The organism is Pseudomonas kuykendallii (assembly GCF_900106975.1).
GTDB lineage: Bacteria > Pseudomonadota > Gammaproteobacteria > Pseudomonadales > Pseudomonadaceae > Pseudomonas_O > Pseudomonas_O kuykendallii.
Genome location: NZ_FNNU01000003.1, coordinates 530,481 through 556,726 on the forward strand (window position 1 = coordinate 530,481; position 26,246 = coordinate 556,726).

A 26,246-nucleotide genomic window follows, 5' to 3' on the forward strand; every position below is an offset into this window, starting at 1 on the left:
CGAAAGGTGCTCCCGCAAACGTCGGACGTCAGCCCCGGTCCGGGCTGGCGCCGCTCAAAGACCGTCCTGGCCGAGGTGATCGAGGTTCATCGGCTCGCCGGGCTTGAGATCGAGCAGCCGGCGGATGTCGGCGAACATCGCGTCGAAATCCTTGTGATCGACGAACACGCTGCCGAAATGCGGATGCCTGCCATGCTGCTCGGCGATCCGGCTGATCTTGGTGGCGAAATTGAAGGCGTCATCGCGGTGAAGCTCGAAGGTCTCCTCGAAGGCCTTGCCGTCCACGTCGCCCTTCATGAGCATGTGCAGCATCTGCCCTTCCTGCGCGTCCCTGCGTACCTCGTAGTGCACGTCGATGGAGAACTCCTGCCCGTCCGGCATACCCGGGAAGCTGAGGTGGTGCAGATGCAGATGGCCCGATTCGAACATGTGGTGCTCCCGTAAGGCATAAAGGATCGGACTGTCTGCCCGTGGATAGTTTCAGTGCCTGGCACCCTGCCCGAGGTCGCGTTCCTGCACCAGCACCCAGGGCGCCACCACCACCGCCCAGAGCGGCGGATCGCGGGCGACCAGGTCTTCGGCGAGGGCGTCCTCGATCTTGCCCAACGCACCGCCTCGCATCCATGCACCGACCTTTTCGCCGTCGTCCTCGGCCACGGCCTGGGCGACTTCCACCAGGTCCAGCGCGGGCGCAACCCAGAGCAGCGCGCCACGGGCGAAAAAGGGCTGCAGCTCGGCCCAGCCGATTGCTGCGGTTTCGCCAAGAAGCTTGGCGTAGAGCGTTTCGTCGGAGCCGGTCATGGACTCACCTGTGGCTGTCGCGGAGACGAATGATAATGCCCATGGCGCAGCGCGCCAAACCGTCGCGGCTGGCGCGCGATGAGCTGCGCGGCCTGCGCAACGGCGTGCCCCGCTCCCGATGTTCCGGTCAGATCTATGCAAACAGCATGCGAGACGAGGAATTTGCGGCGGAATTTTGTACACTTGTTGCGTTTAGGCGACACCCCTCCGTTCCGCTTGGCGCCTTGGCTTTCAAGCCGTCGACGCCCGCCTTACACTGTACCGGTACAGTTGTACGGGCACGACCCGGAGGGTCTACCGTTCGGTTCCACGGCCTGCCGCGCAGAGCCGACACAACCAAAACACCAGAGAGTGGAGCACCAATGAACAAGGCTACCAAGCAGCTTTCCAAACTGTTCGCCGCCATGGCCCTGGCCGGCGCTGCCAGCTATTCCGTTGCCGCCGACACCATCAAGATCGCCCTCGCCGGTCCCGTGACCGGTCCGGTCGCCCAGTACGGTGAAATGCAGTTCATCGGCGCCAAGATGGCGATCGAGCAGATCAACAAGGCCGGCGGCGTCAACGGCGAGCAACTCGAAGGCGTGGTCTACGACGACGCCTGCGACCCGAAACAAGCGGTCGCCGTGGCCAACAAGATCGTCAACGACGACGTGAAATTCGTCGTCGGCCACCTGTGCTCCAGCTCCACCCAGCCGGCTTCGGACATCTACGAAGACGAAGGCATCATGATGGTCACCCCGGCCGCCACCAGCCCGGAAATCACCGCGCGCGGCTACAAGCTGATCTTCCGCACCATCGGCCTGGACAGCCTGCAGGGCCCGACCGCCGGCGCCTTCATCGCCGACCACGTCAAGCCGAAAGTGGTTGCCGTGATCCATGACAAGCAGCAATACGGCGAAGGCATCGCCACCGCCGTCAAGCAGACCCTGGAAGCCAAGGGCGTCAAGGTCGCGATGTTCGAAGGCATCAACTCCGGCGACAAGGACTTCTCCTCGCTGATCGCCAAGCTGAAGCAGGCCAACGTCGACTTCGTCTACTACGGCGGCTACCACCCGGAACTCGGCCTGCTGCTGCGCCAGACCAGCGAAAAAGGCCTGAAGGTCAAGTTCATGGGGCCGGAAGGCGTGGGCAACAAGGAAATCTCGGCGATCGCCGGCCCGGCTTCCGAAGGCCTGCTGGTCACCCTGCCGAAATCCTTCGACCAGGATCCGAAGAACCAGGCGCTGGTCGAGGCCTTCAAGGCGAAGAACCAGGACCCGACCGGTCCGTTCGTGTTCCCGGCCTACGCCGCGGTCCAGGTGATCGCCGATGGCATCAAGAAAGCCGGCAGCACCGACACCGACAAGGTCGCCGCCGCGCTGCGCGCCAACAGCTTCGACACCCCGACCGGCAGCCTCGGCTTCGACGACAAGGGCGACCTGAAGGACTTCAGCTTCGTGGTCTACGAATGGCACCAGGACGGTACCAAGACAGAAGCCAAGTAAGCGTCACGCTTGAAACCCAAAGCCCACTGCGTTCGCGCAGTGGGCTTTGTCTATCCGCATGTTCCGGACATCCACGCGTCACGAGCGCCGCAGTACGGGATGTTCCAGGAGTCAGGTAATGCCCGAGCTCTACCACTACCTTCAGCAGCTGGTTAACGGTCTCACCGTTGGCAGCACCTATGCCCTGATCGCCATCGGCTACACCATGGTCTACGGCATCATCGGCATGATCAACTTCGCCCACGGCGAGGTGTACATGATCGGTTCCTACGTGGCGTTCATGGCCATCGCCGGCCTCGCCATGTTCGGCATCCACAGCCTGCCCATCGTGATGATCGCGGCCTTCGCCGCCAGCGTCATCGTCACCAGTGCGTATGGCTACAGCATCGAACGGGTCGCCTACCGGCCGCTGCGCGGCAGCAACCGGCTGATCCCGCTGATCTCGGCGATCGGCATGTCGATCTTCCTGCAGAACGAGGTCCTGCTGACCCAGGACTCAAAGGACAAGGCGATCCCCAACCTGATCCCCGGCAACCTGGTGCTCGGCGATAACGGCGTGACGATCTCCTACATGCAGATCCTGATCTTCGTCGTCACCACCCTGACCATGCTCGGGCTGACGCTGTTCATCTCGCGTTCGCGCCTCGGCCGCGCCTGCCGCGCCTGCGCCGAAGACATCAAGATGGCCAACCTGCTGGGCATCAACACCAACAACATCATCGCCCTGACCTTCGTCATCGGCGCCGCCCTGGCGGCGGTCGCCGCGGTGCTGCTGGGCCTGCAATACGGCGTGATCAACCCGCACCTAGGCTTCCTCGCCGGGATCAAGGCGTTCACCGCCGCGGTGCTCGGCGGTATCGGCAGCATCCCCGGCGCCATGCTCGGCGGGCTGGTGCTGGGCGTCGCCGAAGCCTTCGGCGCCGACCTGTTCGGCGACCAGTACAAGGACGTCGTCGCCTTCAGCCTGCTGGTTCTCGTTCTGTTGTTCCGGCCGACCGGCATCCTGGGCCGCCCGGAGGTTGAAAAAGTATGACCGCACACAAACTCAAGACCGCGTTCTTCAGCGCCCTGCTGGTGATCGCCGTGGCCTACCCGGTGCTCGGCCTCAAGCTGACCACCGTGGGCATCGGCCTGCAGGTGCACGGCGCCAGCGCCACCACCCTGTGGATCATCGCCGGCTGCGCCGTGGCGATGTTCGTCTGGCAGCTGTTCCGCCATCACCTGGCCGCCGGCTGGGCCGCCAGCCCGAACCTGCCGAGCGTACCGGCCGGTGCCGGCAACTTCCTCACCCTGCCGTCGACGCAGCGCTGGATCATCCTGGCGCTGGTCATGCTCGCGCTGGTCTGGCCGTTCTTCGGCTCGCGCGGCGCGGTGGACATCGCCACGCTGATCCTGATCTACGTGATGCTCGGCCTCGGCCTGAACATCGTCGTCGGCCTCGCCGGCCTCCTCGACCTCGGCTACGTGGGCTTCTACGCCGTCGGCGCGTACAGCTACGCGCTGCTGTCGAGCTACTACGGCTTCGGCTTCTGGACCTGCCTGCCGATCGCCGGGGCGATGGCCGCGCTGTTCGGCTTCCTGCTCGGCTTCCCGGTGCTGCGCCTGCGCGGCGACTACCTGGCGATCGTGACCCTGGGCTTCGGCGAGATCATCCGCATCCTGCTGCGCAACCTGACCAGCATCACCGGCGGCCCCAACGGCATCAGCAACATCGAGAAGCCGACGCTGTTCGGCCTCTCCTTCGAGCGCAAGGCCGCCGAGGGCATGCAGACCTTCCACGAGTACTTCGGCCTGGCCTACAACTCGATCAACAAGGTGATCTTCCTCTACCTGATCGCCCTGCTGCTGGTGCTGCTGACCCTGTTCGTGATCAACCGCCTGCTGCGCATGCCGATCGGCCGCGCCTGGGAGGCGCTGCGCGAGGACGAGATCGCCTGCCGCGCGCTGGGCCTGAACCCCACCGCGATCAAGCTCTCGGCGTTCACCCTCGGTGCCTGCTTCGCCGGTTTCGCCGGCAGCTTCTTCGCCGCCCGCCAGGGTCTGGTGACGCCGGAATCCTTCACCTTCATCGAGTCGGCGATCATCCTCGCCATCGTCGTGCTCGGCGGCATGGGTTCGCAGCTGGGGGTGATCCTCGCCGCCATCGTGATGATCCTGCTGCCCGAGCTGATGCGTGAGTTCAGCGAGTACCGCATGCTGATGTTCGGCGCCCTGATGGTGCTGATGATGATCTGGCGTCCGCAGGGCCTGCTGCCCATGCAGCGTCCCCACCTGGAGTTGAAACGATGAGCCAGCCGATTCTTGAAGTGAGCGGGCTGTCCATGCGTTTCGGCGGCCTGCTGGCCGTCAACGGGGTGAACCTGCGCGTCGAGGAAAAACAGGTGGTCTCGATGATCGGCCCGAACGGCGCCGGCAAGACCACCGTGTTCAACTGCCTGACCGGTTTCTACAAGCCGACTTCCGGCAGCATCCGCCTCGCCGGCGAGCAGATCGAAGGCCTGCCGGGCCATCACATCGCGCGCAAGGGCGTGGTGCGGACGTTCCAGAACGTGCGCCTGTTCAAGGACATGACCGCGGTGGAAAACCTGCTGGTGGCGCAGCATCGCCACCTCAACACCAACTTCCTCGCCGGCCTGCTGAAGACGCCGGGCTACCGCCGCAGCGAGCGCGAAGCGATGGATTTCGCCGCGCACTGGCTGGAACGGGTCAACCTGACCGACGTCGCCAACCGCCCGGCGGGCACCCTCGCCTACGGCCAGCAGCGCCGCCTGGAAATCGCCCGCTGCATGATGACGCGCCCGCGCATCCTGATGCTCGACGAACCGGCCGCCGGCCTCAACCCGCGGGAAACCGAAGACCTCAAGCAACTGATCGGCGTGCTGCGCGACGAGCACAACGTCACCGTGCTGCTGATCGAGCACGACATGCACCTGGTGATGAGCATTTCCGACCACATCTTCGTGATCAACCAGGGCACGCCCCTGGCCGACGGCACGCCGGCGCAGGTCCGCGACAACCCGGACGTGATCAAAGCCTATCTGGGGGAGGCGTAATCCAATGCTGTATTTCGATAACGTGTCCACCTTCTACGGCAAGATCCAGGCGCTGCACGGCGTCAGCGTGGAAGTCCGCAAGGGCGAGATCGTCACCCTGATCGGGGCCAACGGCGCCGGCAAATCTACCCTGCTGATGACCCTCTGCGGCTCGCCGCAGGCCACCAGCGGCAGCATTCGCTACGAAGGCGAGGAACTGGTCGGCCTGGAAACCCCGCAGATCATGCGCAAGAGCATCGCCGTGGTGCCGGAAGGCCGCCGCGTGTTCGCCCGCCTGACCGTCGAGGAAAACCTCGCCATGGGCGGTTTCTTTGGCAGCAAGGCGGACAACCAGCAGCAGCTGGACAAGGTGCTGCACCTGTTCCCGCGGCTCAAGGAACGCCTGGCGCAGCGCGCCGGCACCATGTCCGGCGGCGAGCAACAGATGCTCGCCATCGGCCGTGCGCTGATGAGCAAGCCCAAGCTGTTGCTGCTCGACGAACCGTCGCTGGGCCTGGCGCCGATCATCATCCAGCAGATCTTCGACATCATCGAACAGCTGCGCGAGGACGGCGTGACCGTGTTCCTCGTCGAGCAGAACGCCAACCAGGCGCTCAAGCTCGCCGACCGCGGCTACGTGCTGGAGAACGGCCGGATCGTCATGCAGGGCAGCGGGCAGGACCTGCTGCACGACCCGAAGGTGCGCGACGCCTACCTCGGCGGCTGAGCCTGCCAGAACGAAAAAGCCGCCCTTCGGGGCGGTTTTTTATGCGCGCTGGCAGGCGGCTCGCGTTTTCTACGCGTCGTTGCTGGCGCCCTGCTGCTCGTTGTCGGCGTCGCTGTCGTCGCCACCGAATGCCGCCATACACACCAGCCGGTGTTCGCCGTCGGCGTCGGCGATGCGCCAGCTGTCGCTCGGCGCATCGAAGGTGGCGGCCCGTACCTGCACGGAAGAGAAGCGCCAGACGCGGCGGGTGCGGCCGTCCATGCACTCGATGCTCAGCAGGCCGTCGGCGTCGGCGAAGACGCCCTGCGCGACCTGCGCCAGCGCCGCCTCGTCCAGCGCGAACTGCCAGGCGTGCAGGTCGTCGATCAGCAGCATGTCGGCGGTTTCCAGGGCGGTCAGCAGCGTCGGTGTTTCCGTAGTCATGAGGGTCATCGTCGGCAAAGGGAGCGCGCATGATAGCGCCTGCGCAGTGCCCACTGCCGCGCGGGCGCTCACCGCCGTGACCGGCTTGCGCCTACACTGGGTGTCCATTCCCCGACAGGAGCAGCTCCATGAAGATCATCCTCATCGGCGCCAGCGGTACCCTCGGCAAGGCGATCGATGCCGAACTCGCCCCGCGCCACGAGATCGTCCGGGTCGGCCGCAGCAACGGCGACCATCAGGTCGACATCACCGATACGGCCTCGATCCGCCGGTTGTTCGAGCAGGTCGGCCGCTTCGATGCGCTGGTCAGCGCGGTGGGCAAGGTGCACTTCGGCGCGCTGGCCGAGATGGGCGGGGAACAGTTCGCCGTCGGCCTGCGCGACAAGCTGATGGGCCAGGTCAACCTGCTGCTGATCGGCCGCGAGTTCGCCAACGACGGCGCGTCCTTCACCTTCACCTCGGGCATCATCAGCGACGAGCCGATCCGTTTCGGCAGCTCGGCGAGCCTGGTCAACGCCGCGATCGACGGTTTCGTCCGCGGCGCGGCGATCGAGCTGCCCCGCGGCCTGCGCGTCAACGCGGTAAGCCCGACGGTGGTCGAGGAGTCGATGGAGGTGTACGCCAGCTATTTTCGCGGCTTCAAGCCGATCCCCGCAGCGGAAGCGGCGCTGGCCTACGCCAGGAGCGTCGAGGGCGCGCAGACCGGGCAGGTCTACAAGCCGCGCTGACGAACATCGGAGTCGAGGGATTGTCACACCCAGACATGAGAATCCCCGATGGAACGGAGCGGCCCCTTGCGGGCCGTTTTCGCTGCTGGCGTGTTGCGGGCGACTGGTCGATCATGTTCCTTGCGCGAGAGGCGCCGCAGCATAGAGTCAGCCAATGACACTCATCGCCTCAATCAATTAAAACTTTCCCGCCAACCTCGTTAGGATGGCGACATCAAATTTTCCAAACCCCCTGAAGGAGCTCCACTGATGTCTCTGATCAACACTCAAGTCCAGCCTTTCAAAGTCAACGCATTCCACAACGGCAAGTTCATCGAAGTCACCGAGGAATCCCTCAAAGGCAAGTGGTCGGTACTGATCTTCATGCCGGCTGCCTTCACCTTCAACTGCCCGACCGAGATCGAAGACGCCGCCAACAACTACGCCGAGTTCCAGAAGGCCGGTACCGAGGTGTACATCGTCACCACCGATACCCACTTCTCGCACAAGGTATGGCACGAAACCTCGCCGGCCGTTGGCAAGGCGCAGTTCCCGCTGATCGGTGACCCGACCCACCAACTGACCAACGCCTTCGGCGTGCACATTCCGGAAGAAGGCCTGGCCCTGCGCGGCACCTTCCTGATCAACCCGGAAGGCGTGATCAAGACCGTGGAAATCCACTCCAACGAGATCGCTCGTGACGTGTCGGAAACCCTGCGCAAACTGAAAGCCGCCCAGTACACCGCCGCTCACCCGGGCGAAGTCTGCCCGGCCAAGTGGAAAGAAGGCGAGAAGACCCTGGCTCCGTCGCTGGACCTGGTCGGCAAGATCTAAAAATGGTTGTAGAGCTGCTGCGCTAGGCATTGCAGCGTTGAAATCAGGCTCGGGCTGCTCATTTACAGTTCGTAAAGTCGCCCGCGACTCCGACCGGCCCTCGCCTGATTTCGCCTCGCACTGCCGTCGCTCGCGACGCTCTTCAGTCCATTTTTCGCCGGCTAAGCTCATGAAGTTTAGAAGGTGCCCGACGCCCGGGTGCGATCCGCCCGGGCGTTCTTTTCTCAAAATTCAGCAAAAGGGAAACCGCCGCCATGTTGGACGACAATCTTAAAACCCAGTTGAAGGCCTACCTCGAAAAGGTCACCCAGCCGTTCGAGATCGTCGCGTCCCTCGATGACAGCGCGAAATCTCAGGAAACCCTCGGCCTGCTGCAGGACATCGTCAGCCTGACCGACAAGATCACCCTCAAGACCGATGGCGCGGACGCCCGCAAGCCGTCGTTCTCGCTCAACCGTCCCAACGGCAACATCAGCCTGCGTTTCGCCGGCCTGCCGATGGGCCACGAATTCACCTCGCTGGTACTCGCCCTGTTGCAGGTCGGCGGACACCCGTCGAAAGCCACGGCCGAAACCCTCGAGCAGATCAAGGGCCTGGAAGGCGAATTCAACTTCGAGACCTACTTCTCGCTGTCCTGCCAGAACTGCCCGGACGTGGTCCAGGCGCTGAACCTGATGGCCGTGCTCAACCCGAACATCCGCCATGTCGCCATCGACGGCGCGCTGTTCCAGGACGAAGTCAACGACCGCCAGATCATGTCGGTGCCAAGCATCTACCTGAACGGCGAGCTGTTCGGCCAGGGCCGCATGGACGTCGAGCAGATCCTCGCCAAGATCGACACCGGCGCCTCGGCCCGCGACGCCGAGAAGCTCAACGCCAAGGAAGCCTTCGACGTGCTGGTCATCGGCGGCGGCCCGGCCGGCGCCGCGGCGGCGATCTACGCCGCGCGCAAGGGTATCCGCACCGGTGTCGCCGCCGAGCGCTTCGGCGGTCAGGTGCTGGACACCATGGCCATCGAGAACTTCATCTCCGTGCAGGAGACCGAAGGGCCGAAGCTGGCACGCGCGCTGGAAGAGCACGTGCGCCAGTACGAGGTCGACATCATGAACCTGCAGCGCGCCAGCCAGCTGATTCCGGCCAGCGGCGAAGGCGCCCTGCACGAAGTGAAGTTCGAGAGCGGTGCCAGCCTCAAGGCGAAGACCGTGATCCTCTCCACCGGCGCCCGCTGGAGGGAAATGAACGTGCCCGGCGAGCAGGAGTACCGTAACAAGGGCGTGGCCTACTGCCCGCACTGCGACGGTCCGCTGTTCAAGGGCAAGCGCGTGGCGGTGATCGGCGGCGGCAACTCCGGCGTCGAAGCGGCCATCGACCTGGCCGGCATCGTTTCCCAGGTCACGCTGCTGGAGTTCGACAGCAAGCTGCGCGCCGATGCGGTACTGCAGAAGAAGCTCTACAGCCTGCCCAACGTCAGCGTGATCACCAGCGCGCTGACCAGCGAAGTGAAGGGCGACGGGCAGAAAGTCACCGGCCTGGTCTACAAGGATCGCAACTCCGACGAGTTCGTTTCTTTGGAACTGGAAGGCATCTTCGTGCAGATCGGCCTGCTGCCGAACTCCGACTGGTTGAAAGGCTCGGTGGAGCTGTCGCCCCGCGGCGAGATCATCGTCGATGCGCGCGGCGAAACCTCGCTGCCGGGCATCTTCGCCGCCGGCGACGTGACCACGGTGCCGTACAAGCAGATCGTCATCGCCGTCGGCGAAGGCGCGAAGGCCTCGCTGAGCGCTTTCGACCACCTGATCCGCAACAGCTGATCGATCAGGCAAACAAAAAAGCCGGGTATCGCGAGATGCCCGGCTTTTTTCATGCCTGCGAAAGGTGCGTCACAGGCGCCGCGTCCACCCGCGCTAGCCGCGCTTGCCCGCCGCATTCAGCGCGGCGAGCACGCGCGCGTCGTAGCCGTACATGTCCGGGCGGAACTGCAGCTGACCGTCGTCGCCGACCTGGGCGGTCCAGTAGGCCATCAGGATCGGCACCGGCTTGGGCAGGTCGGCGCGCAGCGTGCGGCCGGTATCCCACAGCCGGGCGATGCGTTCGCGCTCCCTCGGCGTGACCTCGGCGAGCAACTGGTCGATCAGCTCGGAGACCCGCTCGACGCGCACGCAGCCCGAGCTGAAGGTCCGCGGCAGGTTATCGAACAGGCGCTGGCTCGGCGTGTCGTGCAGGTACACCGAGAACGGGTTGGGGAAGCGGATCGCCACGCGGCCGAGGGCATTGTGCGGCCCGGGCTCCTGGCGGATCAGGATGCGCCCCGGATGGCTCCAGTCGACGCCCCGCGGATCGACCGCGTTGCCGTCGTAATCGATCACCTGCATGTTGTTGCTGGCCAGGTAGCCGGCGGCGTCGCGCTGCAGTTCGGGCAGCTTGTCTTCGCGCAGGATGGTCGGCGGCACGGTCCAAGTCGGGTTCAGCGTCAGGTGGGTGATCTGCGAGCGCAGCAGCGGCGTCGGCCGGGACGGGCGCCCGACCTGGGTGCGCGCGCGCCAGACCCGCTTGTCGTCGCGGTAGAACGCTACTTCGCTGCCGGCCACGTCCACCAGTACGCCGGTCGGGCTGAGCTGGTGGGCGAGCCAGCGCAGCCGCTCGAGGTTCACGCGGATCTGATCCATGCGCTCGCTGGCCGAGCGGTTCAGTTCGGTGAGGGTGGACGGGCCGATCACGCCGTCCTGCTTGAGCAGATGGCGGCCCTGGAAGGCTTCCACGGCCGCGACCAGCTCCGGCGAGTAGACCGCGCCCTGCCCGGCTTCGGCGGGCGGCACTCCCTGGGCGAGGTCGCCGCGCAGCAGCAGGCGCTGTTCCAGCAGCGGCACGCGCGCATCCACCGCGCCGGGCTTCAGCAGCGGCCCGGTGGGCACCGCGAGCCAGGCAGGCAGCGGCTGCCGGCGCAATTCGGCGTAACGCAGGCGCAGCCTCTGGTAGGCCTCGGTGGCCGGCCGCGCCCCGGCGAACGCCACGGCGGGATCGGACAGGTGCTCCTCCGCCAGGTGCAGCAGCGGCCCGCGGTCGAGGGTCGGCTGGCTGCCCTCGGGTTGCCACATCGGCTCGACCTTGGCCTGCTCCAGACGGCCGAACGCCAGGTGCCGCAGCGCCTGCAGGTAGGCGCTGGAGGCGAGCACCTCGGTGCAGGCGGACAGCTGTGGCGAAGGCTGCTCGAACTGCGCCAGCTGGCGCAGCGGATGCACCTGGTACGCCTGAGGGTCGAGGCCGTCGTCGGCGAGGTCATCCAGCTGGGTGAACAGCCGCTGCAGACGCTCGTCCGTCCAGGCCGGCTGGAACCCGCGTTGCAGGTAGAAGGCCTGCAGCCACTCGCGATCGACTTCGTTCAGCGGCGGTGCGGGCTGCACGCAGCCGAAGCGGGTGTCCGCCAATTGCTGCTGGATCGGGTTGACGAGGACGTCCTGCGCCGATGCCAGCGGGGCGGCCAGCGCCAGCCCAACCAGACCAAGTGTACGTTTATTGAGCAACTTTTCGACTCCGAACGGCGGATCGCCTGCTAGAATCCGCGCACTTCGCGGTACGCCGCAGGCATGAGAATTGCGAGGCACAACGACCTCACGAGACGGAACCGGCCGGTGAACGCCGGGAAGCCGCACTACAGAGACCTACCTGCATGATGACAATTTTTCGACGGCTCGGTTTGGCAGCCGTCTGCATGGGGATGCTGGCGAACCCGCTTTCGGCCGCGCCGCGACTGCCGGATCGCCAGGTGGATACCCTCGCCGCCCAGGCGCCACAGCTCAATCGCAAGATCCTCCAGCACGCCGTTTCGGCGATGCGTTGCGCCATCAACAACGGCGCGCTGCCGGCGCAGCGGTTGGCGATCATCGACTTCTCGCGGCCGTCCACCGAACGGCGCCTGTGGATCTTCGACCTGCGGAGCAACCGGCTGGTGCTCAGCGACCTGGTCGCCCACGGGCAGAAATCCGGGGAAAACCTGGCGACGCGCTTTTCCAACGTCGAGGGCAGCAATCAGTCGAGCCTGGGGCTGTTCCGCACCCAGGAAAGCTACATCGGCAAACATGGCTACTCGCTGCGCATGGACGGCCTGGAGCCGGGGATCAACGACCGCGCCCGCGAGCGCGCCATCGTCATCCATCCGGCCGATTACGTGAGTCCCGCGCTGATCCGGAGCCAGGGCCGCATCGGCCGTAGCCTCGGCTGCCCCGCCGTGCGCCCGGAAGTGGCGCAACAAGTGGTGGACAGCCTCAAGGGAGGGCAGTTCATGTTCTCCTACTACCCGGACCAGCGCTGGCTGCAGTCGTCGGTCTACCTCAACTGCCAGCCCAAGCTGGTCGCCAGCCTGGCGGCGGCCCGCGGCGGCTGAGCCACGCGCGTCCCGACCAGGCGCCGAGCCATCGGCGCCTTCCCGGCAACCGTTAGCGGATGCGCGCCGCGTGATTGGCGCGCACGGCCCGCACCAGGCACTTGCCCAGCTCCGGCGCGGAGAACTTGGTGAGCACGTCGTTGGCTCCCGCTTCCGTGGCTCGGGCGGCACTCATCGTGGCATCCAGAGAGGTGTGCAGCAGCACGTAGATATCGCGGAAGTCGGCGTGCCGGCGCAGGCTCTGGGTGAAGCTGTAGCCGTCCATCTCGGGCATCTCGATGTCCGAGACGACGATGTTGATGGCGTCCTCGCTGCCGTGCAGCGCTTCGAGAATCGACATCCCCTCGCGCGCGCTGTGGGCGGTGTGGCAGACCACGCCCAGGTGCTGCAGCGAAATCAGCGACTGGTGCAGCGCGACCTGGCTGTCGTCCACCACCAGCACCCGCGCCTCCGACAGCAGTTGCGCATCCTCGCTATCCAGTTCGTCCACGCCCAGCTCGATGGGCGCCGGCGCGATGCCGTGGATGACCTTTTCGATGTCCAGGATCTGGATCAGCTCGCCGTCCACCTCGGCGGTGCCGGTGATGAACGACTTGCGCCCGGAGCCATAGGGCGGCGGGCGGATGTCGCTGGTACGGCAGTGGACGATCCGGGTCACGCCCTGCACGTGCAGGCCCTGGGTGGAACGGCTGACCTGGGTGACGATCAGGCAGCCGGCGGCGGGATCGCTCAGCGGCTGCTCGCCGATCGCCCGGCTGAGGTTGATCACCGACAGGGCGACGCCGCGCAGGGTGGCGATGCCTTCAACGTGCGGGTGGGAATCCGGCAGATGGGTCAGCCGTGGGCAGGGGATGATCTCGCTGACCTTGAGCAGGTTGATTGCCATCAGCTTGCCGCTGCGCAAGGTGAACAGGAGCAGGGAGAGCGCATCGCTCTTGGCGAAGGATGAGGACATGGAACTCCCGTGGGGCTGTTGAAGTGATCGGGCCGCTGCGCGACGCACGAAAACACGGACACCAGGGGTTATCGGCGGGCGATTCGCAGACTTCAGCGCAGAGACGCGATCTTATCCCTCGCGGCGGGGTTCGCCATGATGGCGGACAGTTCGGGCGCTGCAACGGCGCCCACCGGCACGCCAGGCGGGCGGCGCCGGGGCGGCAAGGCCGATCAGGTGATCGGCGCGGGGTTGAACAGCACCAGATCGTTGTGCAGCACGTGGCGCTCGGCCCAGGTCTGCTGGCGGCCGCTGGCGACGTCCAGGTAGTAGCGGAACAGCTCCCAGCCCATCTCCTCGAGGGTCGCCCGGCCACTGGCGATGCGCCCGGCGTCGATGTCGATCAGGTCCGGCCAGCGCTCGGCCAGCTCGGTGCGGGTGGACACCTTGACCACCGGTGCCATGGCCAGGCCGTAGGGCGTGCCGCGGCCGGTGGTGAACACGTGGAGGTTCATCCCGGCGGCGAGCTGCAGGGTGCCGCAGACGAAGTCGCTGGCCGGCGTGGCGCAGAAGATCAGGCCTTTGCGGCTGACCCGCTCGCCCGGGCCGAGCACGCCGTTGATCGCGCTGCTGCCGGATTTGACGATCGAGCCGAGGGATTTCTCGACGATGTTCGACAGCCCGCCCTTCTTGTTGCCGGGCGTGGTGTTGGCGCTGCGGTCGGCCTCGCCGCTCTGCAGGTAACGGTCGTACCAGTCCATCTCGCGCACCAGCGCGTTGGCCACCTCGGTGTTTTCCGCGCGCGAGGTGAGCATGTAGATGGCGTCGCGCACTTCGGTGACCTCGGAGAACATCACCGTGGCGCCGGCGCGGATCAGCAGGTCCGAGGCGTATCCCAGCACCGGATTGGCGGTGATGCCGGAGAAGGCATCGCTGCCACCGCACTGCATGCCGAGGATCAGCTCGGAGGCCGGCACGGTCTCGCGGCGGCGCTGGTCGAGTTTCTGCAGGCGCGCCTCGGCCAGTTCCATGATCTGCTCGATCATCTCGACGAAGCCGTTGCGCGAATCCTGCAGGCGGTACAGCCACTGCTCGGAGAGGTCGACGGACGGATCGTCCTCGTGCATCACTTGGGAGGCCTGGAGTTTCTCGCAGCCGAGGCCGATCACTAGCGCCTCGCCGCCCAGGTTCGGGTTGCGTGCCAGGTTGCGCACGGTACGGATCGGGATGTAGGCGTCGCGCGCGGTGATCGCCACGCCGCAGCCGTAGCTGTGGGTCAGCGCCACCACGTCGTCGACGTTCGGGTACTTGGGCAGCAGTTCCTTGCGGATGCGCGACACCGCGTGGTCGAGCACGCCGGTGACGCACTGCACGGTGGTGGTGATGCCGAGGATGTTGCGCGTGCCCACGGTGCCGTCGGCATTGCGGTAACCCTCGAAGGTGAAGCCTTCCAGCGGCGGCAGCGAGGACGGCACCGCGTCGGACATGGGCAGGCTGTCCAGCGGCGGCGCCGACGGCATGTCGAGCTGGGTTTCCTTCACCCAGCTGCCCTGGCGCAGGGGCTCGCGGGCGTAGCCGATGACCTGCCCGTAACGCAGCACCGGGCCGCCCGCGGGGATGTCGCGCAGCGCCACCTTGTGGCTCTGCGGAACGCCTTCGATCACCGTCAGCCCATCGGGAAAACGGCTGCCGGCAGCGACGCCCTGGTCGTTCACCACCACCACGACGTTGTCGTCATCGTGCAGGCGCACGTAACGCGGGGAATCGGAATGTTCGATCAACTGCATGGGTTGGCCCTTGTTGTCGTTGTCAGGGGTGAAGCCTCCCGGCGAACCGGGAGTGGTATCGGTCAGCTACGCGCGTCGGCCAGTTTGCCATCCACCACCTGGGTGCCGGCGTCGCCGTCGTCGTCATGCAGCACCACGCGCCGGATCTTGCCGACGATGACCAGGTAGCTGAACACCGCCAGCACCGCGTTGGCACCGACGAACACCAGCGCCCACTTGAACGAACCGGTGGCGGCGATGATGTAGCCGATGACGATCGGCGTGGTGATCGAGGCGATGTTGCCGAAGGTGTTGAACAGGCCGCCGGAGAGGCCGGCGATCTGCTTGGGCGAGGTGTCCGCCACCACCGCCCAGCCGAGCGCGCCGATGCCCTTGCCGAAGAACGCCAGGGTCATGAAGCCGACCACCATCCAGTCCGCCTGGACGTAGTTGCAGAACACCATGGTGGTCGACAGGGTCAGGCCGCAGACGATCGGCAGCTTGCGGGCGAAGGTCAGCGAATGGCCCTTGCGCAGCAGGTAGTCGGAGATCACCCCGCCCAGCACGCCGCCGATGAAGCCGCAGATCGCCGGCAGCGAGGCGATGAAGCCGGCCTTGAGGATGGTCATGCCGCGTTCCTGCACCAGGTACACCGGAAACCAGGTGAGGAAGAAGTAGGTGATGGCGTTGATGCAGTACTGGCTCAGGTAGACACCCAGCAGCATGCGGTTGGTCAGCAGCTGGCGCACGTAGTCCCAGCGCGGGCCGTCGCTCTTGCGGGTCTGGTCCATGTCCACCAGGCCGCCGTTCTGCTCGATGAAGTCGATTTCCGCCTGGTTGATGCGCGGGTGTTCCTTGGGGTTGTAGATCGTCTTCATCCAGATGATGGAGAAGAGGATGCCGAGTACGCCCATGACCACGAACACGTGTTCCCAGCCCATGGAATGCACGATCCAGCCCATGATCGGCGCGAACAGCGCAGTGGCGAAATACTGCGCCGAGTTGAAGATCGCCGAGGCCGTGCCGCGCTCCGCGGTAGGGAACCAGGCCGCGACGATGCGCGCATTGCCGGGAAACGAGGGCGCCTCGGCGAAGCCGACCATGAAGCGCAGGACGAACAGCGTGGTGACCGCCCAGGCCACCGGCAGGCCGCCGACGAAGCCCTGCAACAGGGTGAACAGCGACCAGATGAAGATGCCGGCGGCATAGACCTTCTTCGAGCCGAAGCGGTCGAGCAGCCAGCCGCCCGGAATCTGCCCGAGCACGTAGGCCCAGCCGAAGGCGGAGAAGATGTAGCCGAGGGTGACGGCATCGATGCCGAGGTCTTTCTGCAGGCTGGAGCCGGCGATGGAGATGGTGGCGCGGTCGGCGTAGTTGATCGTGGTGACCAGGAACAGCATCAGCAGAATCAAATAGCGGACGTGAGTCTTCTGGGTGTCTTGCACAGCGGTTACTCCCACTTTTGTTTTTGTGGCGGGGTCTACTGGTTCGTTTGCCGCCATCCGTGCGGCCGGCGAGGCGCTTTTTTTCGCGTGCCTCGCCGCAGTGTTGCTGCGAGCCGGCGTCCATCGACGCCGTTCCGCTTACTGCTGCTGTCCTCAGAACCTGTTCACGATCTCGCGAGCTAGAGCCATACAAGGCGCTACGTTAGTAACAGCCTCCGGCTGGTAAAAAACGGGCGAGGGCGCGGAGTTTACGAACTGTAAATGAGCGTCCGAGCCCGTTTTTTAACGCAGTAGGGCCGACGCGCAGCAGATCATGAACAGGTTCTCAGCCGATGTAGGTGGTCTTCACCGTCGTATAGAACTCGCGGGCATAACGCCCCTGCTCGCGAGCCCCGTAGGACGAGCCTTTGCGCCCGCCGAACGGCACGTGATAGTCGACCCCCGCGGTGGGCAGGTTGACCATCACCATCCCGGCCTGGGAGTGGCGCTTGAAGTGGTTGGCGTACTTCAGCGAGGTGGTCGCGATGCCGGCCGACAGGCCGAACTCGGTGTCGTTGGCCATCGCCAGCGCCGCCTCGTAGTCGGCCACGCGGACGATGTTGGCCACCGGGCCGAAGATTTCCTCGCGGCTGATGCGCATCTGCGCATCGCTGTCGGCGAACAGCGTCGGCGCCAGGTAATAGCCGTCCTTCGCACAGCTCACGCGCTCGCCACCGGACACCAGCCGCGCCCCCTCCTCCAGGCCCAGGGCGATGTAGCGCAGGTCCTGCTCGAGTTGCGCCTGCGACACCACCGGCCCGACGTGAACGCCCTGCTCCAATGCGTGGCCGACCTTGATCGAACGCATGCGCTCGGCCATCGCCTCGACGAAACGGTCGTGGATGCCGGCGGTGACGATCAGCCGGCTGGACGCCGTGCAGCGCTGGCCGGTGGAGTAGAAGGCGCTCTGCGTGGCCAGTTCCACGGCGACGGCAAGGTCCGCGTCGTCGAGGATCACCTGCGGGTTCTTGCCGCCCATCTCCAGCTGCACCTTGGCACCTCGGGCGACGCACTGGGTGGCGATGCTGCGACCCACGCCGACCGAGCCGGTGAAGCTGATGCCGTCCACACGCTTGTCGCCGACGATGGCCTCGCCGACCACGCGGCCCGCGCCCATCACCAGGTTGAACACGCCGGCCGGGAAGCCGGCGCGCGAGATGATATCGGCCAGCGCCCAGGCGCAGCCCGGCACCAGGTCGGCTGGCTTGAACACCACGCAGTTGCCGTAGGCCAGCGCCGGGGCGATCTTCCATGCCGGGATGGCGATGGGGAAGTTCCACGGGGTGATCAGGCCGATCACGCCCAGCGGTTCGCGGGTCACCTCGACGCTGACGCCAGGGCGTACCGAATCGAGCAGGTCGCCGCTCTGGCGCAGGCATTCGCCGGCGAAGAACTTGAAGATGTTGCCGGCGCGCACGACTTCGCCGATCGCCTCGGGCAGCGTCTTGCCCTCCTCGCGGGCCAGCAGCGCGCCCAGCTCCTCGCGGCGTGCGAGGATTTCCAGGCCGACCTTCTCCAGCGAGTCGGCACGCGCCTGGATACCGGACACCGACCAGGCCGGGAACGCGCGGTGCGCCGCCTCGATCGCCTGGGCGACCTGGGCCGCGTCGGCCTGGGCATATTCGCCGATGGAATCGGACAGGTCCGACGGGTTGATGTTGTCGGTGTAGCCGACGCCGGCGACCCATTCGCCACCGATGAAATTGTCGAAACGTTGTGCCATGGGGAAACGTCCTCTTATTGAGCGCCCTGGGTGCTCATCAGCGCTTCCAGGGCCTCGTACTCGGCGGGCAGCAGGTCGGTCAGCGGAGCACGCACCGGGCCGGCGTCGTAACCGGCGATCTTCGCCCCGGCCTTGACGATGCTCACCGCGTAGCCCTTGCGGCGGTTGCGGATGTCCAGGTACGGCAGGAAGAAATCGTCGATCAGCTTGCCCACGGTCTCGTGATCGTCGGCGGCGATGGCGTGGTAGAAGTCCATCGCGGTGCGCGGCAGGAAGTTGAACACCGCCGAGGAATAGACCGGCACGCCCAGCGCCTTGTAGGCGGCGGCATAGACTTCCGCGGTCGGCAGGCCGCCGAGATAGCTGAAGCGGTCGCCCAGGCGGCGGCGGATCGAGACCATCAGCTCGATGTCGCCCAGGCCATCCTTGTAGCCGATCAGGTTCGGGCAGCGCTCGGCCAGTTGCTCGAGCAGCACGGGAGTCAGGCGGCAGACGTTGCGGTTGTAGACCACCACGCCGATGTCCACCGAGCGGCAGACCTGTTCGACGTGGGCGGCCACGCCTTCCTGGCTGGCTTCGGTGAGGTAGTGCGGCAGCAGCAGCAGGCCCTTGGCGCCCAGGCGTTCGGCCTCCTGCGCGTACTGGATGGCCAGGCGGGTCGGGCCGCCGACGCCGGCGAGGATCGGCACGCTGCTGGCGCAGGTATCGACCGCGGTCTTTATCACCGAACCGTATTCGTCCGGCGCGAGGGAGAAGAACTCGCCGGTTCCGCCAGCGGCGAACAGCGCGCTCGCGCCGTATTGGGACAGCCATTCCAGGCGGCGCACGTAGCCGGCCGGATTGAATTCGCCGGCGGCGTCGAAGTCGGTGACCGGAAAGGACAGCAGGCCGGAGGAGAGGATGGACTTGAGTTCTTGTGGATTCATTATGGGAACACCCTGCAAAGCGATGGAGGAATACGAGCGAGCTACGCTATGTCGTATGTCATCGTACAACTGTAGATTGAAAATACAAGCCCGAGAATTTGCGCCTACGACCTTCGTCTACAGGTTTGCTGGCTATCCTCGGTTTAGCCCGCAGGAATTCGCGTAAACACCCGCGTCGCTCAGCGGCCGTAAACCATGCAGTCGTATTACAACTGATAACGACAGATCCCAGCTAGGGATACCCCGTCACCGCAGGATGCCGAACGGTGGCGTCCCCGATACCCAAGGCCTCGATACCGGCACGGGAAAAGAGCCGGCCAGTCTGGCGCGGCGCCTCTACCTACGGCCTAAAAGCGTATTCGCGATCATCGATCCCAAGACGGCAACGGCTGGAAGCCTCAGCCCCGCAGTTGCTCGGCCTGCTCGTGCGCCTGGCGCAAGCGTTCGCGGCTGTTGGTGAGGTGCAGGCGCATCGCGGCGCGCGCGGCGTCCGAATCCTGCCGGGCGATGGCCTCGTAGATTTCCTCGTGCTCGCGGCTGAGGCGGGACAGGTAGTGCTGTTGGTCATCATGGGCGATGCGCGCCGAATTCACCCGCGTGCGCGGAATGATGCTGGTGCCCAGGTGGGTCATGATGTCGGTGAAATAGCGGTTGCCGGTGGCCTGAGCGATCTGCAGGTGGAACTGGAAGTCCGAGGCGACCGCATCGCTGGCATGCGCGACGCTGAGATTCAGCGCATCCAGCGCCGCGCGCATCGCCGCGAGCTGTTCCGCCGAACGGCGCTGCGCCGCCAGGCCGGCCGACTCGATCTCCAGGCTGATGCGCAATTCGAGCACCGCCAGCACGTCGCGCAGGGTGACGATGGTCGCCGGGTCGATGCGAAAGCCGCTGGGGCTCGGCGTATCCAGCACGAAGGTGCCGATGCCGTGGCGTGTCTCAACCAGGCCGGCCGCCTGCAGCCGCGACAGCGCTTCGCGGACCACGGTGCGACTGACGCCCTGCTCTTCCATGATCGCCGACTCGGTGGGCAGCTTGTCGCCACGCTTGATCACCCCGTCGCGAATCTGCTGCGACAGTTCGGTGACCAGCTCCTGGGCGAGGCTGCGGTGCTTGCGCCGGGTGCGCAGCGGCGGGGTATCTGGACTTTCCATGGAAGATTCTTAATGGCTGTTCGGCAGGATCGATCATACCCGATCGAGGTTGTACGATCACCGACCGCTCGCGCCGGCATGCGCGCGACTGCAACGGCCATGTCGCTCGTATACAATATTCAAACTTCGATAACGGACCCCTTCCCATGCCCCTGGCGATTCTCAACGCACCCAACCTTGGCCTCGCGCCGTCGGCTTCCGAGGTGATCGCCAAGCACCTGCGCGAAGCGATCATTTCCGGGCATTTCGCCGAGGACGAGCCGATCCGCCAGGATGACATCGCGCGGCTGTTCAACGTCAGCAAGATTCCCGTGCGCGAGGCGCTCAAGCGCCTGGAAGCCGAGGGTCTGGTGCAGTTCCTGCGCAACAAGGGCGCCGTGGTCACGCGGATTTCCGAACCGGAACTGGCGCAAATCTTCGAGGTGCGGGTACTCCTCGAGGTGCAGGCGATCCGCCTGGCGGTGCCGAAGATGACCCGCGCGCAGCTCGAACGGGCCACGGCGATCTGCGACGAATTCATCGTCGACGACAACGTCGGCCGCTGGGCCGAGCTGAACTGGGCGTTCCACACCTGCCTGTACGAAGCCGCGCAACGGCCGTTCCTGCTCAACCTGATCCGCTCGATCCACGACAAGGTGGAGCGCTACCTGCGCATGCAGATGACCTTCCCCGAGGGCAAGCAGCGCGCCGACCAGGAACACCGGGAGATCCTCCGCGCCTGTGCCGATCGCGACGCCGACCGCGCCGCCGAACTGATCGAACAGCACATCATCGGCGTCTGCCGGACCCTCTACGCGCAGCTGCCGAACGAAGAGATCACCGAAGTCTAGGGGTGCTTGCCGGGCTTCCCGCAGCGTCTTTGCATCGTGCCGATTTCGTCATCGGCGCGGCGGAAATCCATCAAGCCCCGCGCCCGCCTCCAGCGCCACTCTAGGCGCCTTCACAGGCTTCAGGTGGCAGCATGAAACGCATCCGCGTCCTCGATTCCCACACCGGCGGCGAACCCACCCGGCTGGTGCTGGACGGTTTCCCCGACCTCGGCACCGGCAGCATGGCCGAGCGCCGGCAGATTCTCGCCGAACGGCATGACGACTGGCGCGCCGCCAGCGTGCTGGAGCCGCGCGGCAGCGACGTGCTGGTCGGCGCGCTGTACTGCAAGCCGGTCGATCCCGAGGCCTGCGCTGGGGTGATCTTCTTCAACAACAGCGGCTACCTGGGCATGTGCGGCCACGGCACCATCGGCCTGATCGTGTCCCTGGCGCACCTGGGCTGGATCGAACCCGGCGTGCACAAGATCGAGACGCCGGTCGGCACCGTCGAGGCGACGCTGCACGACGACCGCTCGGTGAGCGTGCGCAACGTGCCGTCCTACCGCTACCGCCAGGCCGTCGGCCTGGAGGTACCCGGCTACGGACGGGTGACTGGCGACATCGCCTGGGGCGGCAACTGGTTCTTCCTGATCGCCGAACACGGCCTGCGCATCGCCGGCGACAACCTCGACGCCCTCACCGCCTACACCGTCGCCGTGCAGAAGGCCCTGGAAGACCAGGGCATTCGCGGCGAAGACGGCGGCCTGATCGACCACATCGAGCTGTTCGCCGAGGACACACCCCCGAACGGCTCGCAGCCAAGCGTCGCGAGCGAAGAGGGGGCGAGGCAGGAGCAGGCGAAGAAGCGCAGTTTACAAGCAGTAAATGAGCATTCTGAGCCTGCTCCTAACGAAGCCCCATCGAGCGCAGCAGCTTGGCTGCCCGCCGACAGCCGCAACTTCGTGCTCTGCCCTGGCAAGGCCTACGACCGCTCGCCCTGCGGCACCGGCACCAGCGCCAAGCTGGCGTGCCTGGCGGCCGACGGCAAGCTGCAACCCGGCGAGACCTGGCGCCAGGCCAGCGTGATCGGCAGCCGGTTCGAGGGCAGTTTCGAATGGCAGGGCGACCGGATCGTGCCGACCATCCGCGGGCGCGCCAACATCAGCGCCGAAGCGACGCTGATCATCGAGGACGACGACCCCTTCGCCTGGGGCATCCGCCCGTGAGCGAGGGCCGCGCCGCCGACGTCATCGTCATCGGCGCCGGCATCGTCGGCGCCTACTGCGCCCATGCCCTGGCCCGACGCGGGCTCGACGTACAGGTGCTGGACGCCGGCCTGCCCGGCGCCACCGCCGCCGGCATGGGCCACCTGCTGGTACTCGACGACAACCCGGCCGAGCTGGCGCTGAGCGAATACTCGCTGCAGCGCTGGCGCGACCTCGCGCCCGAATTGCCCGAGGGCTGTGCCTACCGCAGCAATGGCACGCTGTGGCTGGCGGAGAACCCCGAGGAGCTGGCGGTGGCCGAAGCCAAGCACGCCGTGCTGAGCGCCCGCGGGCTGGCCTGCGAGATGCTCGGCGCGCAGGCGCTGCGCGAGACCGAGCCGGAGCTGCGCGACGACCTGCTCGGCGCGCTGAAGGTCACCGGCGACGGCATTATCTATGCCCCGAACACCGCGCGCTGGCTGCTGGAAAGCGACCCCGCGCGCATCCGCCGGCAACGCGCCGAGGTGGTCGAGATCGACGGCAACCGCGTGCGCCTGGCCGACGGCACCTGGCTCGCGGCCCAGGCCGTGCTGCTGGCCAACGGCGTGCAGGCCGGCACGCTGTGCCCGGAACTGCCGATCGTGCCGAAGAAGGGCCACCTGCTGATCACCGACCGCTATCCCGGCAAGGTCCGGCACACGCTGGTCGAGCTGGGTTACGTCACCAGCGCGCACAACGCCACCGGCCCGTCCGCCGCCTGCAACATCCAGCCGCGGCCCACCGGGCAGCTGTTCATCGGCGCTTCCCGGCAGTTCGACAGCGTCGATCCGGCGGTGGAAGGCTGGATGCTGGCGAAGATGCTCGGCCGCGCCCTGCACTACATGCCCGGCCTGGGCGACCTCAACGCGATCCGCAGCTGGACCGGCTTTCGCGCCGCCAGCCCGGACGGCCTGCCGCTGGTTGGCGAACACCCGCAACGAGCGGGCGTCTGGCTGGCGGTCGGCCACGAGGGCCTCGGCGTGACCACCGCGCCCGGCACCGCCGACCTGCTGGTCGCCCAGCTGCTCGGCGAGACCTCACCCCTGGCGCCGCAGGATTACTCGCCGCAGCGCTTCTTCGGAGACACCGCGCATGCCTGAACTCCTTCTCGACGGTCGCCCGCTGCGCGTCGCCGACGGCACCAGCGTGGCCGCCGCCCTTGCCTTGGGGGGCGACGGCTGCGCACGTACCTCGGTCAGCGGCCAGCGCCGCGCACCGCTGTGCGGCATGGGCATCTGCCAGGAATGCCGGGTGAGCATCGACGGCGTGCGCCGGCTGGCCTGCCAGACCCTCTGCCGCGACGGCATGCGGGTGGAGACCCGGCCATGAGCGACGCGGTCGACCTGCTGATCATCGGTGCCGGCCCGGCCGGCATGGCCGCTGCTCTCGCCGCTGCGCCGAGCGGCGCGCGCATCGCCCTGCTCGACGACAACCCGTTGCCCGGCGGGCAGATCTGGCGCGACGGCCCGCATGCCGAGCTGCCGCCCAAGGCCCGCGAGATGCGCGCGCGCCTGGACGCCTGCGCCAACGTGCGGCGCCATGCCGGCTGCAAGGTGATCGCCCTCGCCGGGCCGAAACGCCTGCTGCTGGAAGACGCCGAGCGCGGCTGGCTGCTCGCCTACGACAAGCTGATCCTCTGCACCGGCGCCCGCGAGCTGCTGCTGCCCTTCCCCGGCTGGACGCTGCCCGGCGTGACCGGCGCCGGCGGCCTGCAAGCGCTGATCAAGGGCGGCCTGCCGGTGGACGGCGAGCGCCTGGTGATCGCCGGCAGTGGCCCCTTGCTGCTGGCCAGCGCCGCCACCGCCAAGGCGCGCGGCGCACGCCTCGGGCGGATCGCCGAACAGGCCTCGCTGGGCGCGGTGGGACGTTTCGCCAGCGCGCTCTGGGCCTGGCCGAACAAGGCCTGGCAGGCGCTGGAACTGTTCGATGCGACCTACCGTACCGGTAGCCACGTGCTCGCCGCGCTCGGCAGCGAGCGGCTCGAAGGCGTGCGCCTGCAGGTCGGCAAGCGGGTCGAGGAAATCGCCTGCGAACGCCTCGCCTGCGGCTTCGGCCTGGTGCCCAACACGCAGATCGGTGAGGCGCTTGGCTGCGCGCTGAGCGACGGCGCGATCCGCGTCGACGCCTGGCAGGCCAGCAGCCTCGCCGATCACTACGCCGCCGGCGAATGTACCGGGTTCGGCGGCAGCGAACTGGCGCTGGCCGAAGGCGCCATCGCCGGTCACGCGGCGGTCGGCATGCTGGCCGAAGCCCGCGCGCTATGGCCGCAGCGGCAACGCTGGCAAGGCTTCGCCGACCACCTCAACCGGGCCTTCGCCCTCGACCCGGCGCTGCGCCGGTTGGCACAGCCGGACACCCTGGTCTGCCGTTGCGAGGACGTGCCGCTCTCCGCGATCGGCGGGCGCCGCGGCTGGACCGAAGCCAAGCTGAGCAGCCGCTGCGGCATGGGCGCCTGCCAGGGCCGCGTGTGCGGCAGCGCTGCGCAGTTCCTGTTCGGCTGGCAGCCCCCCGCGCCACGCCCGCCGTTCAGCCCGGCACGGATCTCCACGCTGGCGAAACTCGCGGACGCCGCCGAAAGCCAGGCTCCGGACCTCAGTTCGGCCCGGACGCCGGGCTGAGCATGTCGATGCGGCGGATGGCGAAATCCTCGCGCAGGTAGTCCATCCGCTGCGTGTGGAAGCGCTGCATGTGCGGCAGCGCCGAGTGCACCTCGAGGTGTTCGCGTGAGGCCCAGACCTCGAAGAAGATGAACAGCGTGGGGTCCTCGGCGTCGCGCAGCATGTGGTACTCGATGCACCCCGGTTCGGCACGGCTGGCTTCGACGTAGCCGCGGAACAGCGCCTCGAAGGCCGCGGATTTTTCTGCGCGGGTGTGCGCTTTCAGGATGAAACCGTAGGGCTCGCTCATGCTCGTTTGCTCCTTGGACAGGTAAGGACCACATCGTAAATCACGAGTCAAAATTGGATTGGTGAATCTCGCGCACAATTGATGTGCCCGGAAGCGGCTTTTTCCGCCCCCGCGAGGGCCGTAAGGTGAGCGCCATTCAAACCTTTACGGGACATTCGCAATGAAGAAGATTCTCCTGCTCAACGGCGGCAAGCAGTTCGCCCACTCCGACGGCCGCTACAACGCCACCCTGCACGAGGCCGCACTGGCCTACCTCGACCACGCCGGCTTCGACGTGAAGACCACCTTCATCGACGGCGGCTACGACGTCGCCGAGGAAGTCGCCAAGTTCCTCTGGGCCGATGTGGTCGTCTGGCAGATGCCGGGCTGGTGGATGGGCGCTCCCTGGACGGTGAAGAAGTACATCGACGAAGTCTTCACCGAAGGCCACGGCAGCCTCTACGCCAACGACGGCCGGACCCGCTCCGACGCCTCGCAGAAGTACGGCAGCGGCGGCCTGCTGCACGGCAAGCAGTACATGATCTCGGCCACCTGGAACGCGCCGCAGCAGGCCTTCGACGACCCCACCGACTTCTTCGAAGCCAAGGGCGTGGACGCGGTGTATTTCCCCTTCCACAAGGCCAACCAGTTCCTCGGCATGAGCGCATTGCCGACCTTCCTCGCCGTCGACGTGATGAAGGTCCCGGCGATCGAAGCGGACGTGGCGCGCTACCAGGCGCACCTGGCCAAGGTGTTCGGCATCGCCGGCTGAGGGTTGCGCGCGGGGTTAAGCGGCGATGAGATCGGTGGCGGGCCAATGCCGGCGGGATGAGGCACAACCGTAGGGTGGGTCAGGCGCTCCGCGCCGGTCCGGGCATTCGCGGGGGTTCCGCGCCGTACCCACCAGCCGGAGTATCGCCCACCACCGCCCGGT

The 26,246-nt window shown here is 66.5% G+C and carries 26 protein-coding genes; 15 read left to right on the plus strand and 11 right to left on the minus strand.

All coding sequences use genetic code 11. The features are described from left to right. Positions 1 to 54: 54 nt before the first annotated feature. Both BLV15_RS12450 and BLV15_RS12455 read right to left on the minus strand, forming a co-directional pair. Entirely contained in the window at positions 55 to 429 is a 375-nt protein-coding gene (locus tag BLV15_RS12450) for a DUF5064 family protein (protein WP_090228603.1), read from the minus strand. Between the two features lie 51 nt (positions 430 to 480). Further along, on the minus strand, positions 481 to 801 hold the full coding sequence (locus BLV15_RS12455) for a DUF2288 domain-containing protein (RefSeq protein WP_090228606.1): 321 nt from the start codon (positions 799 to 801) through the stop codon (positions 481 to 483). 362 nt (positions 802 to 1,163) lie between these two features. Here BLV15_RS12455 and BLV15_RS12460 point away from each other — a divergent pair, with 362 nt between their 5' ends. The 5 genes from BLV15_RS12460 to BLV15_RS12480 all read left to right on the plus strand — a co-directional run bounded on the left by BLV15_RS12460 (position 1,164) and on the right by BLV15_RS12480 (position 6,044). Further along, positions 1,164 to 2,285: a branched-chain amino acid ABC transporter substrate-binding protein gene (locus BLV15_RS12460; RefSeq protein WP_090228609.1), complete on the plus strand. Its 1,122-nt coding sequence runs from the start codon at positions 1,164 to 1,166 to the stop codon at positions 2,283 to 2,285. Positions 2,286 to 2,403: 118 nt separating this feature from the next. Continuing rightward, positions 2,404 to 3,318 carry a high-affinity branched-chain amino acid ABC transporter permease LivH gene (livH, locus tag BLV15_RS12465; RefSeq protein ID WP_090228610.1) on the plus strand — a complete coding sequence of 305 codons (915 nt, stop codon included), beginning with the start codon at positions 2,404 to 2,406 and terminating at the stop codon, positions 3,316 to 3,318. Then, entirely contained in the window at positions 3,315 to 4,574 is a 1,260-nt protein-coding gene (locus BLV15_RS12470; protein ID WP_090228613.1) for a high-affinity branched-chain amino acid ABC transporter permease LivM, read from the plus strand. Before livH ends, BLV15_RS12470 begins: the two co-directional genes overlap by 4 nt. Then, positions 4,571 to 5,338 carry a high-affinity branched-chain amino acid ABC transporter ATP-binding protein LivG gene (gene livG, locus BLV15_RS12475; RefSeq protein WP_090228615.1) on the plus strand — a complete coding sequence of 256 codons (768 nt, stop codon included), beginning with the start codon at positions 4,571 to 4,573 and terminating at the stop codon, positions 5,336 to 5,338. The genes BLV15_RS12470 and livG overlap by 4 nt, the downstream gene beginning before the upstream one ends. Positions 5,339 to 5,342: 4 nt before the next feature. Beyond that, positions 5,343 to 6,044 (plus strand): ABC transporter ATP-binding protein, encoded by a 702-nt coding sequence (locus BLV15_RS12480; protein WP_090228618.1) that lies wholly within the window; start codon positions 5,343 to 5,345, stop codon positions 6,042 to 6,044. A gap of 69 nt (positions 6,045 to 6,113) precedes the next feature. Here BLV15_RS12480 and BLV15_RS12485 read toward each other — a convergent pair whose 3' ends face one another. Continuing rightward, complete coding sequence (locus BLV15_RS12485; RefSeq protein ID WP_090228620.1) at positions 6,114 to 6,467, minus strand: DUF5629 family protein; 354 nt, start codon at positions 6,465 to 6,467, stop codon at positions 6,114 to 6,116. A gap of 128 nt (positions 6,468 to 6,595) precedes the next feature. Here BLV15_RS12485 and BLV15_RS12490 point away from each other — a divergent pair, with 128 nt between their 5' ends. The 3 genes from BLV15_RS12490 to ahpF all read left to right on the plus strand — a co-directional run bounded on the left by BLV15_RS12490 (position 6,596) and on the right by ahpF (position 9,819). Next, positions 6,596 to 7,195, plus strand: coding sequence for a short chain dehydrogenase (locus tag BLV15_RS12490; protein WP_090228621.1), 600 nt, complete (start codon positions 6,596 to 6,598; stop codon positions 7,193 to 7,195). A gap of 249 nt (positions 7,196 to 7,444) precedes the next feature. Next, positions 7,445 to 8,008, plus strand: coding sequence for an alkyl hydroperoxide reductase subunit C (gene ahpC / locus BLV15_RS12495; protein ID WP_090228623.1), 564 nt, complete (start codon positions 7,445 to 7,447; stop codon positions 8,006 to 8,008). 254 nt (positions 8,009 to 8,262) lie between these two features. Next, entirely contained in the window at positions 8,263 to 9,819 is a 1,557-nt protein-coding gene (ahpF, locus tag BLV15_RS12500; protein WP_090228624.1) for an alkyl hydroperoxide reductase subunit F, read from the plus strand. Between the two features lie 93 nt (positions 9,820 to 9,912). Here ahpF and BLV15_RS12505 read toward each other — a convergent pair whose 3' ends face one another. Next, positions 9,913 to 11,529, minus strand: a complete 1,617-nt coding sequence (locus tag BLV15_RS12505; protein WP_090228627.1) for a L,D-transpeptidase family protein — start codon at positions 11,527 to 11,529, stop codon at positions 9,913 to 9,915. Positions 11,530 to 11,675: 146 nt separating this feature from the next. On the opposite strand from BLV15_RS12505, the gene BLV15_RS12510 reads away from it, so the two are divergent. Continuing rightward, positions 11,676 to 12,389: a murein L,D-transpeptidase catalytic domain family protein gene (locus tag BLV15_RS12510; RefSeq protein WP_090228629.1), complete on the plus strand. Its 714-nt coding sequence runs from the start codon at positions 11,676 to 11,678 to the stop codon at positions 12,387 to 12,389. Between the two features lie 52 nt (positions 12,390 to 12,441). On the opposite strand, the gene BLV15_RS12515 is transcribed toward BLV15_RS12510, so the two are convergent. From BLV15_RS12515 to BLV15_RS12540, 6 genes are all read right to left on the minus strand, one after another. After that, positions 12,442 to 13,344 (minus strand): chemotaxis protein, encoded by a 903-nt coding sequence (locus tag BLV15_RS12515; RefSeq protein WP_090228632.1) that lies wholly within the window; start codon positions 13,342 to 13,344, stop codon positions 12,442 to 12,444. 212 nt (positions 13,345 to 13,556) lie between these two features. Beyond that, the gene (garD, locus tag BLV15_RS12520; RefSeq protein WP_090228635.1) at positions 13,557 to 15,110 is read right to left on the minus strand and encodes a galactarate dehydratase; all 1,554 of its coding nucleotides are present in this window, start codon (positions 15,108 to 15,110) and stop codon (positions 13,557 to 13,559) included. A gap of 62 nt (positions 15,111 to 15,172) precedes the next feature. Next, positions 15,173 to 16,534 carry an MFS transporter gene (locus BLV15_RS12525; RefSeq protein WP_090228637.1) on the minus strand — a complete coding sequence of 454 codons (1,362 nt, stop codon included), beginning with the start codon at positions 16,532 to 16,534 and terminating at the stop codon, positions 15,173 to 15,175. Positions 16,535 to 16,859: 325 nt separating this feature from the next. Beyond that, positions 16,860 to 18,296 carry an aldehyde dehydrogenase family protein gene (locus BLV15_RS12530; protein WP_090228639.1) on the minus strand — a complete coding sequence of 479 codons (1,437 nt, stop codon included), beginning with the start codon at positions 18,294 to 18,296 and terminating at the stop codon, positions 16,860 to 16,862. A gap of 14 nt (positions 18,297 to 18,310) precedes the next feature. Then, entirely contained in the window at positions 18,311 to 19,222 is a 912-nt protein-coding gene (gene kdgD, locus BLV15_RS12535; RefSeq protein WP_090228641.1) for a 5-dehydro-4-deoxyglucarate dehydratase, read from the minus strand. Between the two features lie 398 nt (positions 19,223 to 19,620). Continuing rightward, positions 19,621 to 20,373 carry a FadR/GntR family transcriptional regulator gene (locus BLV15_RS12540; protein ID WP_090228643.1) on the minus strand — a complete coding sequence of 251 codons (753 nt, stop codon included), beginning with the start codon at positions 20,371 to 20,373 and terminating at the stop codon, positions 19,621 to 19,623. 158 nt (positions 20,374 to 20,531) lie between these two features. Here BLV15_RS12540 and BLV15_RS12545 point away from each other — a divergent pair, with 158 nt between their 5' ends. The 5 genes from BLV15_RS12545 (at position 20,532) to BLV15_RS12570 (ending at position 25,044) form a co-directional block, all read left to right on the plus strand. Beyond that, the gene (locus BLV15_RS12545; protein ID WP_090229098.1) at positions 20,532 to 21,203 is read left to right on the plus strand and encodes a GntR family transcriptional regulator; all 672 of its coding nucleotides are present in this window, start codon (positions 20,532 to 20,534) and stop codon (positions 21,201 to 21,203) included. 131 nt (positions 21,204 to 21,334) lie between these two features. Further along, a complete protein-coding gene (locus BLV15_RS22310) occupies positions 21,335 to 22,408 on the plus strand; it encodes a proline racemase family protein (RefSeq protein ID WP_245728179.1) in 1,074 nt (357 codons plus the stop codon). Further along, positions 22,405 to 23,526, plus strand: coding sequence for an NAD(P)/FAD-dependent oxidoreductase (locus BLV15_RS12560; RefSeq protein ID WP_090228646.1), 1,122 nt, complete (start codon positions 22,405 to 22,407; stop codon positions 23,524 to 23,526). The genes BLV15_RS22310 and BLV15_RS12560 overlap by 4 nt, the downstream gene beginning before the upstream one ends. Further along, positions 23,519 to 23,755: a (2Fe-2S)-binding protein gene (locus BLV15_RS12565; RefSeq protein ID WP_090228648.1), complete on the plus strand. Its 237-nt coding sequence runs from the start codon at positions 23,519 to 23,521 to the stop codon at positions 23,753 to 23,755. The genes BLV15_RS12560 and BLV15_RS12565 overlap by 8 nt, the downstream gene beginning before the upstream one ends. Continuing rightward, a complete protein-coding gene (locus BLV15_RS12570; protein ID WP_090228651.1) occupies positions 23,752 to 25,044 on the plus strand; it encodes an NAD(P)/FAD-dependent oxidoreductase in 1,293 nt (430 codons plus the stop codon). Before BLV15_RS12565 ends, BLV15_RS12570 begins: the two co-directional genes overlap by 4 nt. Here BLV15_RS12570 and BLV15_RS12575 read toward each other — a convergent pair. Beyond that, entirely contained in the window at positions 25,019 to 25,333 is a 315-nt protein-coding gene (locus tag BLV15_RS12575) for a putative quinol monooxygenase (RefSeq protein ID WP_090228654.1), read from the minus strand. The genes BLV15_RS12570 and BLV15_RS12575 overlap by 26 nt on opposite strands. A gap of 160 nt (positions 25,334 to 25,493) precedes the next feature. On the opposite strand from BLV15_RS12575, the gene mdaB reads away from it, so the two are divergent. Next, positions 25,494 to 26,084 carry an NADPH:quinone oxidoreductase MdaB gene (mdaB, locus tag BLV15_RS12580; RefSeq protein ID WP_090228657.1) on the plus strand — a complete coding sequence of 197 codons (591 nt, stop codon included), beginning with the start codon at positions 25,494 to 25,496 and terminating at the stop codon, positions 26,082 to 26,084. Positions 26,085 to 26,246 lie beyond the last annotated feature (162 nt).